Below are 17,581 nucleotides of genomic sequence, written 5' to 3'. Positions count from 1 at the left end.
CTTATAATCTACTTTATTTCGCTTAATTCTAAGTTGAATATATAACTCCTTTTTTAACTTGGTCGTAGTTGGCTGTGATTTCTGCCGAAATCAAGATTATTTGCGAAGATAAATTAATCCACACAAAAAGTGCGAACACGCCTACCAATGGACCGTAGGTTAAGGACATATTAGAAATGTTGGAAACGTAGAACGAATACAACAATGTAATTAAAAGCCATCCGATGGTTGCGATTGTTCCTCCTAGCATTGCCGATTTCCATTTGATACTTCTTGTAGAATCGAAATCAGGTGCGAATTTGTATAGTAATGTGAATCCAAAAATCATGGATACGATAGGGATTAAATATCTGAATAATTGTGCGAAGTAAGGTATTCGTATTTTCATATATTGCTCAATTAGATTTAAAATCAAACCACCAAATGCGATAAATACCAATGTCACAATCAACAATAAAAGCAATACTACTGTAAATAGAATGCTTTTAAGTTGTGTTTTCAAAAATCCGTTTTCGCTTCTCACATCAAATGCTTTGTTCATAGCTTTGATTAAAGATTTCAAAGCTTTAGAACTAGACCACAACGCCACCAACAAAGAGATGGAAAGTACAGATGAGGATCTGTTACTTATAATCGTGTTGATTAATGTCATTAGTATATTTCTCGTTTCAGAGGGAATTACTTCCATCCATTTGAAAATCAAATCAAGTTTACTAGCAGCAACCATCAACACAATATTTAATAAAACTATTAGAAATGGCACTAAGCTCATTATAAAATGATAAGTTGTCTGTGCGCTTAATAATGGGATTTGGTCTTCTTTTATTGATTGCAGTAATTTTTTGAAGAACAAATTCTTTTTTTCTTTTTTCTGTTTTTTCATCATCTACCTCAAATATTCATCGAACCAATCGCAGATTTCTTTTAATCTTCTGATTCTGTTTTTAGGTTTTCCAGAACGTGAAAGTTCGTGGTTTTCTCCGTAAAACATCACAAACCTTGTTTGTGTGTTGTTAAGTTTCAAAGCTTGAAACATTTGCATTCCTTCAGACACCGGACATCTGTAATCATTTGTGGAATGAATAAAAAGAGTTGGAGTGTGTGCATTTTTTGCGTATTTTAGCGGAGATTTGTCCCACAATTTATCATAATCATCTAACACTGTTTCAGTGTGGTTTTGATCCGTTCCAAAATAATATCCAATATCTGAAATCAAACTGAAAGAAATCCAATTTGAAATTGAACGTTGACTTACAAAACAATCGAACCTGTCAGTGTGAGTCATCATCCAATTTGCCATGAATCCTCCGTAAGATCCTCCGGTGTAGCCAAGTTTGTCGATAGGGTATTTGTCCATAACAATATCTGTGAACTTCATCAAATCTGAATAATCTACATCTCCGTATTTTCCTCTTATATCCATAAATTCATTTCCGTATCCGTCACTTCCACGTGGATTTGTATAGAAAACAAAATATCCTTTAGAAGACAGTAATTCCATTTCATGGAACAATACTTCACCGAAAACAGTTTTTGGACCGCCGTGTACGGACAAAACGCCTGGATATTTTTTATTTTCGTCGTAGTCTTTTGGATAAATCACCCAGCCTGTGAATGAATTACCATCATTTTCAAAAGTAAACTTGTCTTTTTTGCTTATATGATATTCGTCATTATTCAAATGAGTTAGTTGTTCTCCATTTAATTTGTAAACTTCTTGTCCGTGATTTTCAGTTATCAAGACGTAGTAAACATCATCGTTTTTTACAGAAATCATATTGATAGAATTATTTGTGGAGAAAATCTTATCGAATTTGTAATTCTTATCCATTCTCAAAATCGCACTGCCATATCCTTCCAAAATTACAAAATACATGAAGTCGTCAGTTTTTTCGATTTGACTACCAGAAGAATATTTCAAATCACAGCCTATGGAATTGTACAGGCAGTAGTGTTCTTCGTTTAGCTTTATAGCTTTATTATCTACAATTTTGTAGATTTCACAGTCTTGGTTTAGTCCGTGCTCTTTTCCATCTGTGGCGAGAATCACAATATCGTCATTGAAATATTTCGCAGACATTATCATAAAACCTTGTAAAATCACAGAATCTTTTCCAGATTTCAAATCGTATTCAACTAATTCATCTTCGATTTTCATTACGTTTTCGTAGGAATTTCTCACCAAAATAAGTTTTGATTTGTCATCATTGATGTCTACAGATGAAATATTTGAAAATTCATCTGTTAGTATATCTGTTTTGTTAATGCTTGGAAAATATCTTGCAAGTCTAGTTCTTTTCTTGTCAGTAAACCCAACAGCATTTTCAAAATAAGGAAGTTCTGTGAGTACTTCGACATCTTCGTTTTTTTCTTCTTCTGTGATTTTATTCATTTCGTGATGTCTATCGAATTCGTATTTTACAATAAAAGAATCTTCCAATTCGAAAAGAATTTCAGCGTTTTTTAAATTGATATCGAATTCTTTTACAGCCTCTCCACCATAGACAGGAAGTCTGTAAAAAGATGTTGTGTCAGAATTTTCTTCTTTTTCTGAATTTCTTATAATTAATAAATCTCCATCATTCAATTCAAAAAATGAAGAGTCCTTGTTGGAACTTGTGAAGTTTTTATTGTCTCCTACTTTGTGTATGTTAGAATCGTATTTGTTTTCTTCTATATTAGCTGTGGTTGTAACACAGAAAATATTGTCTGAGTTTTTTAAAGCTTTTAACTTTGAAATAAATGTAAAGTCTTTAAATGAATCGTAATCGAAATATTTCATATAACTCTCCTTCATTTATATATTAAGATAATTATAACATAATCTACTGCTACGATATACTTTAGGAAAAGTAATACATTGAAAATGAATTGAATTTTAATGTAAGTATTTTGAAAGTTCGATTATATTTATTAACTGAGTGTTAAATAAATTTATCGAACATACATTTCAAATAAGTTATACAAATTTTTCCCACAAAAATTGACGATAATTTGTGGAAAAAATTTGGCTTATTTCAAGATATCCACAAAGTTATCCACATTATCCACATTTATCCACAAAAACTTACCAACAATTTGGGATAAAATATCGTGAATAATTTTTGAATATCAATTGAATAATTTATAGTTTTTTTATGGTATTATATATGAGAGGTGAAAACGAATGAAATTGGATGAAGATTTTTCAGATATAAAACAAAGAATTATGATGAATTTGAAGACAAGAAACCTGTATTTTAAGACGTTAAGTGAATGTGAAAAACTTTTGGATATTGATTTGATGCAGTTACAAAAAAAGGGAGCATTTCCTACAGAAGAATTGTACAAATCGGAACTTCGAAAGGTCAACAACTACATTGAAGATTTTTCAAATGTGAGTATAGCGAATAAATTAATAGAATTTGTGTATTACTTTTTGTTGATAACTTCTGTTGGACTTTTTACCAATCTAGTTAAAAATTTCTTAGGATTGGAATTTAAACAAATATCAGTGTCTGCAGTTATACTTTATTTGACGATGTTTGCAGCTGTAATTGCAACTCCGATTATAATTTCCAGAAAAGAAAAGAGATTTCATGACAGTAAATTCAGATACATTTTGATTGCTATATCAGCGATTGGAATTGTTTTGTTTTCATATTTTTCGATTTTTTCAGGACCAGTGAAGCAAAACTTGTTCACGCTGAATATTATTATTTACATTTTAATATTGGTAGGATTTTTCGCAATTACAATATTAATGAAGAAATTATCCGCAAAATAAATTGACCGCCATTTTGAAATCTAATTTCATCGTGGCGGTTTGTTTTTAAAAAAAATAATGTGCTATAATTGTTGTATTGGTTAATTTTAAAAGAAAGGATACAAGTATGAAAAGAAATCTCAATCTGATAAAAAGGGTAATGCCTTATTTTAAAAAATACAAATTTATTCTGATGTTTGATTTGTTCTGCGCGGCGCTTACAACACTTACAGATATGGTGTTGCCAATGATTTTGAGAAGACTGACAAATGCAGGACTTGGAACATACACTTTGACACGAGAAATGATTTTCAGAATGGCTGGTCTTCTTTTGATTATGAAGATAATTGATTTGTTCGCAGGATTCTACATGACAAAAACCGGTCATATAATGGGTGCGAAGATTGAAACAGACATGAGATACGATGTATTCCAACATTTGCAAAAACTTTCCGATTCGTATTTTAACGAAACAAAAGTCGGACAAATTATGGCGCGTATCACATCGGATTTGTTCGATATTACGGAATTTTCACATCACTGTCCAGAAGAATATTTCATTGGACTTATCAAAATAATAGTTTCATTTGCGATTTTAGTTAGATTGAACACATTGTTGACAGTGATTTTATTCTTATCAATTCCACTTATGATTGTGTTTGCATCCAAATACAACAGAAGAATGAGAAAAGGCTTCAAAGAACAAAAACACCACATTGGAGTTTTGAATGCAGACATTGAAGACAGTTTGCTAGGAGTTAAAGTTGTAAAATCATTCGCAAATGAAGATGTCGAAATCGAAAAATTCCAAAAAGGAAACAAGAAATTCTTGGATATAAAATCAGAAACGTACTCATCGATGGCTGGATTTAACACGATAACAAAAGCATTCGATGGAATAATGTACATTATAGTGGTTTTATTCGGAGGACTTTTCCTTGTAGAAGGGAAAATGAGTAGCGGTGACATCGTGGCATTTATCCTATACGTTCAAACGCTGCTTACAACTGTGAGAAGAATCGTAGAATTTACGGAACAATTCCAACGTGGAATGACTGGTATCGAAAGATTTACAGAAATAATGGATCAAGATATCGAGATTTTCGACGATGAAGACGCTGTTGATTTGGAAAATGTCAAAGGTAAAATCGAAATAAAAGATGTAAGTTTCAAATACAATAACAACAATGAAAATGTGTTAAACAATATTTCATTCACAATAAATCCTGGACAGAAAGTTGCATTGGTTGGGCCTTCAGGTGGAGGAAAAACGACGTTGTGCAATTTGATTCCTAGATTTTACGATGTAGAAGACGGAGAAATCTTGGTGGAAGGAATTGACGTTCGCAAAATCAAACTTCAATCGCTTCGTTCAAACATCGGAATGGTGCAACAAGATGTGTATTTGTTCAGTGGAACTGTCAGAGAAAATATTTTGTACGGAAAACCAGATGCAACAGAACAAGAAGTAATCGATGCAGCAAAAGCAGCAGGAGCGTACGATTTTATAATGAACTTGGAAAATGGATTTGACACTTATGTTGGAGAACGTGGAGTAATGTTATCAGGTGGTCAAAAACAAAGAATTTCAATCGCGAGAGTTTTCTTGAAAAATCCACCGATTTTGATATTAGACGAAGCTACATCAGCGCTTGACAATAAGAGCGAATTTATCGTGCAAGAATCATTGGAAAACTTGGCAAAAGGAAGAAGCTCACTTACAATAGCCCACAGACTTACAACGGTTCAAAACGCAGATTTGATTTTGGTGTTGACTGAAGAAGGAATAATCGAACGAGGAACGCACCAACAATTAATGGAACAAAAAGGATATTATTATAATTTGTACACACAAGGTGGCAGATTATTGGTGTAAATAAGAAGATATCAACTGCAATGCAGTTGGTATTTTTTTATTTGTAGATTGATTTAATTATTTTAATGATATAATTAAATTAGATATATACAAGGAGACAACAATGGAAATCAGCGATAATATTTTATTTGTAAATTCTATAATTGATGATGCAATCAGAAAAAATTCCAGCGACATTCATATTGAACCATTTGAAGAAAATGTCAGGATTAGATTCAGAATCAATGGAAGTTTGGTGGAATACAAAACTGTGGACAAGAGTATGCACTCAAAAATAATTACTAGAATTAAAATAATGAGTGAACTTGATATTGCAGAGAAGAGACTTCCACAAGATGGAAGAATTACATATACATATGAAAACACAAAAATAGATCTTAGAATTAGCATTATCAACACAATTCACGGCCAAAAATGCGTTATTAGAATTTTGAATCCAGAATCTTTTAAAATCGGGATGCAAAATCTTGGGATTTCTGAAAGTGAACAACAAATGATAGAAGGATTTACGAAATTTGAAAATGGAATGGTATTGATTTGTGGGCCAACTGGAAGTGGTAAAACAACTACGCTTTACACAATGCTAGAACGAGAAAATACAGTCGATAAAAATATTATCACGATTGAAAATCCAGTTGAGTACAATATTTTTGGGATCAATCAAATTCAAATCAACGAAAAAATTGGCTTGAGATTTGATAATACGTTGAAGTTTGTACTTAGACAAGACCCTTCTGTAATAATGGTCGGAGAAATTAGAGACTTGGAAACTGCGAAGCTTGCGATTAGAGCTTCAATCACTGGACACAAAGTTTATTCAACAATTCACACAGACGATTGCTATCAGTCCATAATCAGACTTATGGATATGGGAATTGAAGATTACATGATAAGAGCATCTCTTAAAGTTGTTATCGCGCAAAGATTAGTGAGAAAATTGTGTCCTCATTGTAAGAAAAAAGTCACGCCAACACCTTCACAAATGGAAGTTTTCAGATCTAACGGATTAAATCCAACTGAAATTTACGAGCCGGGAAATTGCGATGAATGTAGTTCTGGTTACGAGGGAAGAATGGCTGTCATGCAAATACTAAAAATCGACGATGATTTGAGAAGTTTAATCAAAAAAGATATGAACTTGAAATCTTTGAAAAATTACGGTGAAGAAAATAAAATAGACAGTTTGTTCAAAAAAGCTTTGATACAAGTAGCACTTGGCAATACTTCATTTGACGAAGCAATGAGGTTGTACAATGAAGATTGACAGTTTATTAAAAGAAGATAGCATATTAAAGAGGGAAATAAATCTCAAAGTATCGAAGAAAAAACTGTTTTTGTTTTTGAGACAGTTTTCAATTCTTCTGAACGCTAAGATTCCAATCATCGAAATCGTAAATCTACTTAAAGAACAAAAAGAATTCAAACAACTTAAACCGAGTTTGGACAAAGTATCTGAGAATTTGAATAATGGAATGAGTGTGTCGGAAAGTTTTTCAAATGACAAAAACTTCGATATGTTTTTTACATCAATGATGAAATTAGGAGAAGAGAGTGGAAGGCTCGACAAAGTAGTCTACGATTTGAGCAAATACTACGAGAGAACTTACGATATCAACAAAAAAGTACAAAATGCTATGATTTATCCTATAATTCTCACTGTTACGGGAATTGTAATGCTGATATTTATGCTCAAAAACGTCATTCCTACATTCGTGGATTTGTTTGAAAGCTCTGACATGGTGCTGCCACTGTCTACAAGAATTTTAATTTCATTATCAAATGCAATAAACGAGAACGGATTATTACTACTCATTATTTTACTTTTAATAACAGCAGGAGGTATTATAGCTTATCGAAGAACAAAATTTGGATATTATCTGGATAAATTCAAAACGACCAAATCAATTTTTGGCAAACAAAGAAAAATTATAATCTCTTCAGAAATTGCGAGGAGTTTGAGCATAACTCACAAAAATTCCATGACGATTTTGGATGGACTCATCATAATTCAAAAATCCATGAAAAACAAATACTACAAACAACAACTTTCCGATATTTTTAGAGAAATAGAATCCGGAGAGTTTACACTTGAAGAAGCATTTAATAAAAGAAAAATCACTCCGCAAGTGTTCAACTCCATGCTAAAAGTTGCAGAAAACACAGGCGAATTGGGAGATATATTCGAAAAATTATCAGAATTTTACGACGGGGAAGTAGAATATGCAATCAAATCATTCATTAGCATATTAGAGCCAATGCTTATAATCTTCATGGCAGTAATCGTAGGATTTATCGTAATATCCATCACTATTCCTATGTTTGATGTTATAAATTCGTTTAATTAAAAAACAGTGGTATAACATATTAACGTTCATGCACGAATATCTAGACTACAAAAATTGTTGATTTCTAAATCTTAAAATCCTAAAATCGTAAGCACGCTTCGCTTACGCGGTACGAAAGTCAATTTTTTCCGTATGATATTCTTAGCATGAGCGTTGAATATTTTATTAAAAAAGCATTGAATATTATCATCAAAAAAATAGGGCTGTTGTCACAGTCCTATTTTTTGGTTAGTGGATATTTTATTCTACATTGATTATTTTGTCGAAAAGATTTGCATCTTCATCTATCTTTGTATCATTTCCTACAACTACTAAGTGGTTTTCTTTCATTGCTTTTTTGATTATTTCAGCAAATTGCTTCAAGTCATCTACAGTTGTGTGTAGCATATTTTCAAGATAATTTTCATAATCTTCTATCGTTCTTCCAGACAAATACATGTTAATCGAACGACTTCCTTTTGTGAATGTAGTCATTGGTGGGTTGAATTGGTTCACAGTTCCAATGATGAATTGTTTCATTTCTTTTTCATCAAAGCTCATGTTTTCAACAAATTTATCGATTTGATCGTAGATGTCGATTGTGTTTTTGATGTTAGGATCTCTGTAGGAATACACATATAATATTCCATTCAAGCTTACGCTCATTCCAACTCCGTAAGCACCGCCTTTTGCTCTGACTTCGTTGTACAAGAATGAAGTGTTTAGAATATTGGTCAACACAGTTATTTTGGAATTGTATTCAAACCCGTATTTTTTCAAATCAGCTGATTTTACAACGTAATTCACATTTGAAGATGTCTTGTATGCTTCTTTTAATTTGAAGAATTTTGTTGGAGAAGATTTGATGTCTATTTCTTCTGTGTATATTTTAGCAATCAATGTTTTTTGTAATTTATCGAAGAATTTGTTTGCGGATTCTTGTTCATTGATTATGCTTACAATCATATCGTTTGAATTTACGATTTTTTCGTAGTAATCTTTTAATTTATTCAAAGTGATGTCTGCTTTTTCATCGAAATCATTCAACACGTCGCACAATTTTTCGTAGTAACTAATTCCAGAACATTCATCTTCTAATACGCTTTTTTCTGAGAATGATGCCATTGATCGTGTCAATGCGAATTGGTTTCCAGCTTCAAGAATTCTCGTTTTATATTCTTGTTTTAGGTTTTGAAGTATATTTTTGAATCTATTTTTGTCTTCAAATTTCACATTAAACAAGTATTCTTCCAATATTTTAATACATTCGTCTTCTGTTTTTTCTATTGTTTTGAAGCTGAACATAAATTTGGATTTTAAATCTTGACCGTTTTTTGTATTGTTCAAATGAATAGCAGTGAATATTCCACCTGAGGCAAGATATGTTTGAGTGTATAATTTTTTGTAATCGTAATTTGTAGTGTCGCTTAGTCCGATATAATCGGATAGAAGTGACAAATAGAAGTAATCTTTTTGCGAGAACTTCGACAAATCAAACATAAAAGATGCGTAGTGAATGTTTGATGTGAACAGATTTGGATTTAAGAATGTGTAATTGTCGATTTTCTTTTCGATTCTTTCTACATCTTCAAGTTTTGCGTCAATATCGGAAAGTTCCAATGTTGGAATAGTGTCTTTTTGTTCTTTTGTATCTTCTTCTGATTGGAATTGTTCCAAGTTTTTGTTCAAATCTACTAATTCATTTAATTCTTCATCAGACAAGCTTTCCTTGTATTGTTTTAATTTTTCCTTAACTTCGTTGTCTTTTTTCAAATTAAGACCTGGCGTTGCTTTCAATGATAGAATCAATTTGAAGTTGTTGTTTAACAATTTTTCTTCGATGAATTTTTCGTAGTAATCTGTATCGATCAATTTTCTGCATTCTGCAAGTGTTTCTGAGAATTGTAATTGGTCGTAGTAGCTATCTGAGTACATGAAACTTAGAGCAGATTTTAAGAAATAGATAACTCCTTTTGTGTGGAAACTTCCAGCCTCTTTCAAATCATATTCTAATTTATTGAGGGTAGAAGTAAGTTCGTCCTTGTCGATTCCGTTTTTTACGATTTTTTCTAATTCTCTTTTAACCGATGCTTCAAACTTTTCAGTGTTTTTTACATCTGAGTTCTCAGCGATAACACCCATTGTGATTTCTTGGCCGTAAGATGATACGCTCTCTACAGATTCACAGATGTTTTCTTGCAATAATTTTTCCTTGATTATCGCAGATTCGTTGGAGAACAATACGTCACTTAAAATAGTTGATACAAATGCATCTTTTACATTTGTGATGTGTCCGACATTTGCAGCATATACCAATACATCTTTTCCGTCAGGCTTTTCGTCTTTTGATATATTGTATTCGACTTGGACTTTTTTAGCTTTCTCAAATGGTTTTTGGTAAGGAATGTCTGAGTCGATTTTTTTGTAATCATATTCATCCAAATATTCTGACAAATGATCCAATTCTTCTTCGATATTTCCATTTCCGTAAAAATAAATAAACGAATTTGATGGGTGGTAGTATTTGTCGTGGAATTCCAAGAATTTTTCGTAAGTTAAATCTGGAATATTGTAAGGATTTCCGCCCGATGAATGTGCATAAGTTGTGTCTGGGTACAAATATTTGAACAATTCATCAAAAATAATCGTATAAATTGAACTGTAGGAGCCCTTCATTTCGTTGTATACTACACCATTGTATTTGATATCATCATCGACATTTTTTATTTCGTAATGCCATCCTTCTTGATAAAAAATGTTCTTTTTTTCGTAAACAATTGGATTGAAAACTGCATCCAAATAAACGTCCACAAGATTTTTGAAATCCTTGGCGTTACGACTTGCTACAGGATAGCAAGTTTTATCTGGATAAGTTATCGCGTTCAAAAATGTTTGTAGCGATGATTTTACCAAGTCCATAAATGGTTCACGAGTTGTGTATTTTTTGGATCCATTAAGAACTGAATGCTCCATTATGTGAGCAACCCCAGTACTATCTTGTGGAATTGTCTTAAATGCAATTGAAAAAACTTTGTTTTCGTCATCGTTAGCTAGCTTCAAAACTTTTGCTTTCGTTTTTTCGTGTTCGAAAAGATAGGCTGTTGAATTGATATCAGATAATTCTCTTGTATCTATTAATTTAAAATTTTTATAATCTTGCATAAAAATCTCCTTTTTTCTTTTTAATATATTATATCAAATTGCGAAAACTTAACAAAATCACAAATTTATTAAAAATTTGTTTTTTGGGGTATAAATAATTGTTAGCTACATTCACAAATATCAGTTTTTAAAACTGTATATGATATAATAAATAACAAATAAGAGGTGAGAATATGAAATTAATATCATGGAATGTTAACGGATACAGAGCCGTTATGAAAAAAGGCTTTAAGGAAGCATTTGATAATTTGAATGCGGATATTTTTTGTTTACAAGAAATAAAAATGAAAGAAAATCAAATGACTGAAGAAATGAACATTGAAGGTTATCACAGATATTCCTATTCAGCTAACAAGGCTGGCTATTCTGGAACTTTGGTTTACACAAAAGTTGAGCCAATTGGAGTAAGTTTCGGGATTGGAATTGATGAACACGACACTGAAGGTCGTGTGATTACTTGCGAATACGAAGATTTTTTCTTGGTGAATGTCTACACTCCAAACTCTAAACAAAAACTAGAACGATTGGATTATAGAATGGTGTGGGAAGATGAATTCCACAATTATTTGAATATTTTAAGAGATAGAAAACCTGTAATTGTGTGCGGGGATTTGAATGTAGCCCACAATGAAATTGATTTGAAAAATCCACAATCAAATAGACGTTCAGCAGGATTTACTGACGAAGAAAGAAACAAAATGTCACTTTTATTAAATGACGGATATATCGACACTTTCAGATATTTTTATCCCGACAAAACAGATGAGTATTCTTATTGGTCCTACTTTGCAAAAGCGAGAGAAAGAAATGCTGGCTGGAGAATTGATTATTTCATAGTAAGTGATGATTTGAAGGACAATCTTGTGGATGCGAAAATTCACCAAAGCATAATGGGATCAGACCATTGTCCAGTTGAGTTGGAGATTAATTTATAAGGAGATATTATGAATAGAAATAGAATTTGGATAAGCGGAGCAGATGGAAAGATAGGAAAAGTATTACAGAAATATTTGGATCCTCTGGAAGACGAAGTCTTAGCAACGGATAAATACATTGTAGATATTGTAAATTCCGATGAAACTTCAATATTTGCCAGAAGAAATAGACCAAATGTAATTATAAATTGTTCTGCACTTACAGACCCTGTCGCTTGTCAAGAAAATCCAGATGAAGCGTTCAGAGTAAATGCTTTGGGAGCTAGAAACATGGCGGTTGCAGCGAACACTGTGGATGCGAAAATAATTCACATGTCTGCTGATGATGTGTTCAGTGGACAATCCAGAAGTGCCTACAGAGAATACGACACTCCACACCCAACGACAATGTATGGAAAAAGCAAATTGATGGGAGAAAATTTCGTAAGGGAATTCAGCGTAAAACATTTTATTTTGAGAACAAGTTGGTTATTCTCTCCAGTAAATCACAGGGTAGAAGATATTATTAAAGAAGCACAACAAACAGGAAAAGTTTTGGTTCCTAAGGCTCAATATTCTTCTCCTACAAGTGCGTATCAATTAGCTGAATTTATCGTGAAATTGATGGATACTTACGATTACGGGATTTATCACGCATCATGTGAGGGAGTTGCTAGTAGAAAAGATTTTGCAGAAGAAATTTTGAGGATTAAAGGAATTGATGCAGAAGTTATCGAAGATGAAAACTTGAGAATTGAAGGTCATAGACCAGATTTCACAGCTTTGGAAAATTTCTTGTTGAATACTTCTCAAATTTACAAATTCACAGATTGGCAAACTTCTCTTGAAAAATATATCGAAAAAAATAATTTGTAATTTTAAAACTGAATTTTAAGAAAAGGAAAGATGTTTATGAAACAAAAGAAAAAAATGGGACTGACAACTCAAATATTCATTGGATTATTCTTGGGATTGTTGGTCGGAATAGTTTTTAATCTATTTGTTCCTTCATCATATATAAAAGATACCATTTTAGTTAATGGAGTATTCGATGTATTGGGGCAAGGATTTATTAGATTAATGCAAATGCTTGTGGTTCCATTAGTGTTCTTCTCACTTGTAACTGGCGCGATGAGTATGGGAGATACGAAAAAATTAGGAAAAATTGGAGTCAAAACACTGGTGTTTTATTTGTTTACAACTGCTTTGGCGATAACTTTGGCGCTTTTGTTGGCATCATTTATCAAGCCTGGAGTTGGGATTGATCTTAGCAAAGTAAGTCAGGCTGCACAAACAGATCCAGCAAAGGCAGTTTCAATCAAAGAAACTGTGTTGAATTTGATTCCTACAAATCCAATTCAGGCAATGGCTGAAGGAAATATGTTGCAAATAATTTTCTTCGCGTTGTTAGTTGGAATTATTTTGGCGAATTTGGGAGAAAAAGCACACAACGTAGCAAATATTTGCGAAGAATTCAACGACATAATGATGGATATGACAATGATTGTTATGAAGTTTGCGCCAATTGGTGTATTTGCACTTATCACAAAGACGTTCGCAACATTGGGATTATCTGCAATATTGTCAATGTTAAAATACATGCTCACAGTAGTTTTAGGATTGGGATTGCAACTTTTATTAGTTTATATGGTTTTATTGACGATTTTTGCGAAAGTAAATCCATTCAAATTCTTGAAGAAATTCTTCCCGGTTTTGGGATTTGCATTCTCCACATCATCTTCAAATGCAACAGTTCCTATGAACATCAACAAATTGGAAGAGCTTGGAGTTAGCAGAAAAATTTCTTCGTTCACAATTCCACTTGGAGCGACAATCAACATGGACGGAACTGCAATCATGCAAGGAGTTGCAGTGGTTTTTGCAGCGAATGCGTACGGAATGCAATTGACTCCACAAAATTTCTTGACAGTAATCGCAGCAGCTACACTTGCATCAGTCGGAACTGCGGGAATTCCATCAGTTGGATTGATAACTTTATCAATGGTATTTAATTCAATCGGACTTCCAATATCTGCGATTGCAATGATAATGGGAATAGACAGAATTTTGGATATGATTAGAACAGCGATAAATATCACAGGGGATGCTGTGTGTACAGTTATCGTCGCTAACAGTTCTGGCGAAGAATATTTTGATAAAGAAAAATTTAATTCGTAAATTATAATAAATGATAAACACTTATAGAATATTTCAATAAGTGTTTATTTTTTTATTTGATATAATGAATATAAGGAGGGATAATTTTGAAATTAGAAAATAAACATATTAAAAAAATTGTCGTAATTCTAGTTGTGGTTTTAGCATTTGTATTTATCAAACCACTCAGAGAAGGCGTGACGAATATGTCAAAAGCTTTTAAGGATCTTGAAAGTGTGAAAGCGTACATCAGATCATTTGGAAAGACTGCGGTTGTAATTTCATTCTTGATGATGATTCTTCAATCGATTGCAGCACCAATTCCGGCTTTCTTCATTACATTTTCTAATGCAGCTATTTGGGGATGGGTCAGAGGAAGTATATTGTCTTGGACATCTGCAATGGCAGGAGCAGCGCTTTGTTTTGGAATTGCGAGATTTTTGGGAAGAGATATCGCAGAAAAATTTGCAACAAAAGGAGCGTTGAAGGAAGTAGAAGGATTCTTCGACAGATATGGGAAGAACGCAATTTTGGTCGCAAGACTTTTGCCATTCGTACCATTCGATCCGATAAGCTATGCAGCAGGATTAACTCCAATGGGATTTTGGGAATTTTTCATCGCGACAGGAATAGGACAACTTCCAGCTACATTGATTTATTCTTACGCAGCAAGTAAATCCACAAATCCATCTACATGGGTAAAAGGACTTATAATTTTATTCGGAGTGTTTGCTCTTGGAATGTTGATGAAGAGAATTTATAACGATAAACAAGCAAAGAAAAATATATAAAATAGTATTATCGCTAAGAATAAGGGGTTAAGATGTCAAAAGCAAAAATTGAATATGATAGTAAAAAAATAAATTCAGCTATACTAGCAGAGGCAATTCTACCAAATCTAAAGAGAAAGATAGTAGCTGTTAAATTTCTAAAAAATAAGGATGATTATGATCGATACAAAGCAGTAGAATTGAGAAAGCCAATTAACTATTGTCAAATGATAAAAGCTGCAAGTTCTGGTAATATAGTCAAAGCTACTGAGAAAGATTTTTTATGTAAAAGTGGTGCACTAGCTTTGGGATTGTTGGATGTAGATGAAAAGAATTCAAATGGAGAAAATTGGGCTAGACTAGGATTACATGAGAGTAGTAAAATTAGTTCAGAGGTAAGAAAAAATTCAGGATTTTTGGCTAAAAAAAATTATGCAGTATTGATAGGTCCTGCATCAAGTTTTCCAGATAATCCAGATGTATATATTATTATTTTAGAACCTTATAGCGCAATGCGTGTAGTTCAGGGATATACCTATCATTATGGAAGAAATAACAATATTAGTCTTGTAGGGAACATGGCAATTTGTCAAGAATCTACCGCTAATCAAATACTTAACAAAGATATAAATATTTCTATGCTGTGCGTAGGTACTAGACACAAGGCTGGTTGGAAAGATAATGAAATGTCGATAGGTATTCATCGTGATAAGTTTAATAAAACCATAGATGGAATATTCCAGACAATAAATATAATGGAAGATGACAAAAACAAGAAATCGATAGTTGATAATTTAAAAAAAATAGGTATAGAATATCCGATAAAATATTCATACAACTATTATATGGATGTATAAGATGATAGAGATTAAAAACTTAAAAAAGAGCTATGATGGAGAAAAAAATGTTATTAATGACTTATCTTTAGTCATAGAAGATGAAATAACATTCGGATTGATAGGAAATAGTGGTGCAGGAAAGACAACATTATTAAATTGTTTGACAGGGTTAGAAACATATGATGAAGGTTCAATATTAATTGATGGTATAGACATTACAGGTCTTGAACAAGAAAAATCGAGAGAATTTAGGGGGAAAGTTGGTGTCGTTTTTCAAGATTTTTGCCTATTAAATAGGAAAAATGTGTTTGAAAATATAGCCTTACCAATGAGGTGTTGGAATTATTCAGAAGAAGATATAAAAAAAAGAGTTGAATTAATGGCGAAACTTGTTGGAATTGAAGATAAATTATTATTTCGACCAAAGGAATTAAGTGGAGGTCAAAAACAAAGGGTAGCCATAGCAAGAGCTTTAGTATTACAACCAAAATATTTATTATGTGATGAAGCAACTTCATCCCTAGATCCAAAAACAACCAACTCTATTTTAAAGCTGTTAAAAAAGATACAACAAGAAATGAAAGTAACTATAATCATCGTTACTCATGAAATGGATGTATTGGAAAAAGCTTGTAATAAGATAGGGCTATTAAAAGATGGAAAAATTATTAAAACAGGATATACAAGAGATCTATTGCTAAGTGGAGATAAAGATATTAACACATTCATATATGATAAAACTAAAACCAATGAAAATGAAACAGAAATAATTATAAAAGTTCCATATTCAAATAATGAATTACTGTTAATAAATGATAAATTATCTGGTTTTGATGTTCCTTTTAAACTTGAGAATATAAAAAAGATCGAATTAGATAACGAGAATATTATTTTAATAAAAATTATCGTATCAAATGAAAAATTAAAGGAAGCAGTAACTGCTTTAAATGATGAAAAACTTAATTATGAAATAGAGGGATATTAATATGATTTATACTTTAAGTTTTTTGGGAGATACAGACTTAATAAGATATATGCCGAAAGTTATTATACCAGCAATTATTGAAACTCTAACTATGGTTATTGTTTCAGCGATTTTTTCGATAATTTTTGGAATAATTTTTGGTATTATTTTGTTTATTACGGATATCAATGGATTGAAACCAAATAAAATTATAAATGCAATTCTAGGTAAAATAACTGATATATTAAGAGCTTTTCCTATTATGATATTAATAGTTGCCCTTACGCCGATTACAAGAGCAATTTTAGGTAGTAAAATTGGCATTGTACCGGCAATTTTTACAATAACCATTGGATGTATACCTTTTGCAACTAGGATGGCAGAAAATGCATTTAGCACAGTAGATAATGGAGTAATTAAAGCTTCAAAAGTTTTCGGAGCAACTGATTTTCAAATTATAACAAAAGTGATATTAGTCGAAGCACTTCCGAGTTTAATACAAAATTACACAATAATGATAATTAATTTATTAAACATGTCAGCTATTGCGGGAGCCGTAGGAGCTGGGGGATTAGGGGCTGTAGCTCTAACTTATGGCTATCAAAGATTTGATTATGCAATTATGTATTTTATAGTTATATTACTTATTTTATTAGTTATGGTTATTCAAAAAATAGGGAATATAATGTATAATAAGGTAAAATAGACCAGCTATCAAATGTCAAGAGAAAATAAAAAATAATTAATCTTGTAATTTATGGCACATCAAATAAGCCTAAAAATTAGGCTTAGAAAAACTAAATAACAACTAAATATTCGGTATGTAAGTT

14 protein-coding genes are annotated in these 17,581 nt (G+C 32.0%); 11 read left to right on the top strand and 3 right to left on the bottom strand.

Annotated elements, in window-relative coordinates; genetic code table 11:
- Positions 1 to 28 precede the first annotated feature (28 nt).
- On the bottom strand, positions 29 to 883 hold the full coding sequence (locus tag ACU68W_RS05275; protein WP_094208269.1) for a YihY/virulence factor BrkB family protein: 855 nt from the start codon (positions 881 to 883) through the stop codon (positions 29 to 31).
- 3 nt (positions 884 to 886) lie between these two features.
- The gene (locus tag ACU68W_RS05270) at positions 887 to 2,782 is read right to left on the bottom strand and encodes an alpha/beta hydrolase family protein (RefSeq protein ID WP_094223101.1); all 1,896 of its coding nucleotides are present in this window, start codon (positions 2,780 to 2,782) and stop codon (positions 887 to 889) included.
- 384 nt (positions 2,783 to 3,166) lie between these two features.
- Between ACU68W_RS05270 and ACU68W_RS05265 the strand changes: the two genes are divergently transcribed.
- From ACU68W_RS05265 to ACU68W_RS05250, 4 genes are all read left to right on the top strand, one after another.
- A complete protein-coding gene (locus ACU68W_RS05265) occupies positions 3,167 to 3,766 on the top strand; it encodes a hypothetical protein (protein WP_094223102.1) in 600 nt (199 codons plus the stop codon).
- A 106-nt stretch (positions 3,767 to 3,872) separates the two neighbouring features.
- Positions 3,873 to 5,621 (top strand): ABC transporter ATP-binding protein, encoded by a 1,749-nt coding sequence (locus tag ACU68W_RS05260; protein WP_094223103.1) that lies wholly within the window; start codon positions 3,873 to 3,875, stop codon positions 5,619 to 5,621.
- A 103-nt stretch (positions 5,622 to 5,724) separates the two neighbouring features.
- Positions 5,725 to 6,885 carry a GspE/PulE family protein gene (locus ACU68W_RS05255; protein WP_306478976.1) on the top strand — a complete coding sequence of 387 codons (1,161 nt, stop codon included), beginning with the start codon at positions 5,725 to 5,727 and terminating at the stop codon, positions 6,883 to 6,885.
- Positions 6,875 to 7,966 carry a type II secretion system F family protein gene (locus ACU68W_RS05250; RefSeq protein ID WP_446756220.1) on the top strand — a complete coding sequence of 364 codons (1,092 nt, stop codon included), beginning with the start codon at positions 6,875 to 6,877 and terminating at the stop codon, positions 7,964 to 7,966. Before ACU68W_RS05255 ends, ACU68W_RS05250 begins: the two co-directional genes overlap by 11 nt.
- A gap of 240 nt (positions 7,967 to 8,206) precedes the next feature.
- On the opposite strand, the gene ACU68W_RS05245 is transcribed toward ACU68W_RS05250, so the two are convergent.
- A complete protein-coding gene (locus tag ACU68W_RS05245) occupies positions 8,207 to 11,107 on the bottom strand; it encodes an insulinase family protein (protein WP_446756219.1) in 2,901 nt (966 codons plus the stop codon).
- Between the two features lie 173 nt (positions 11,108 to 11,280).
- On the opposite strand from ACU68W_RS05245, the gene ACU68W_RS05240 reads away from it, so the two are divergent.
- The 7 genes from ACU68W_RS05240 to ACU68W_RS05210 all read left to right on the top strand — a co-directional run bounded on the left by ACU68W_RS05240 (position 11,281) and on the right by ACU68W_RS05210 (position 17,457).
- The gene (locus ACU68W_RS05240; RefSeq protein WP_311437219.1) at positions 11,281 to 12,042 is read left to right on the top strand and encodes an exodeoxyribonuclease III; all 762 of its coding nucleotides are present in this window, start codon (positions 11,281 to 11,283) and stop codon (positions 12,040 to 12,042) included.
- 9 nt (positions 12,043 to 12,051) lie between these two features.
- Complete coding sequence (locus tag ACU68W_RS05235) at positions 12,052 to 12,897, top strand: SDR family oxidoreductase (protein WP_094223108.1); 846 nt, start codon at positions 12,052 to 12,054, stop codon at positions 12,895 to 12,897.
- A gap of 36 nt (positions 12,898 to 12,933) precedes the next feature.
- The gene (locus ACU68W_RS05230) at positions 12,934 to 14,199 is read left to right on the top strand and encodes a dicarboxylate/amino acid:cation symporter (RefSeq protein WP_094223109.1); all 1,266 of its coding nucleotides are present in this window, start codon (positions 12,934 to 12,936) and stop codon (positions 14,197 to 14,199) included.
- 86 nt (positions 14,200 to 14,285) lie between these two features.
- The gene (locus ACU68W_RS05225; RefSeq protein WP_094223110.1) at positions 14,286 to 14,969 is read left to right on the top strand and encodes a TVP38/TMEM64 family protein; all 684 of its coding nucleotides are present in this window, start codon (positions 14,286 to 14,288) and stop codon (positions 14,967 to 14,969) included.
- Between the two features lie 32 nt (positions 14,970 to 15,001).
- Positions 15,002 to 15,805 carry a DUF169 domain-containing protein gene (locus ACU68W_RS05220; protein WP_446756218.1) on the top strand — a complete coding sequence of 268 codons (804 nt, stop codon included), beginning with the start codon at positions 15,002 to 15,004 and terminating at the stop codon, positions 15,803 to 15,805.
- Between the two features lies 1 nt (position 15,806).
- Positions 15,807 to 16,772 carry a methionine ABC transporter ATP-binding protein gene (locus ACU68W_RS05215; protein ID WP_094223112.1) on the top strand — a complete coding sequence of 322 codons (966 nt, stop codon included), beginning with the start codon at positions 15,807 to 15,809 and terminating at the stop codon, positions 16,770 to 16,772.
- Between the two features lies 1 nt (position 16,773).
- Positions 16,774 to 17,457, top strand: a complete 684-nt coding sequence (locus ACU68W_RS05210; protein ID WP_002835653.1) for a methionine ABC transporter permease — start codon at positions 16,774 to 16,776, stop codon at positions 17,455 to 17,457.
- Positions 17,458 to 17,581: the final 124 nt, after the last annotated feature.

The organism is Finegoldia sp. P2-F-LR (genome assembly GCF_052932265.1).
The sequence above is the reverse complement of the archived record's forward strand: the minus strand, read 5'-3'. Positions and strand labels throughout refer to the sequence as shown.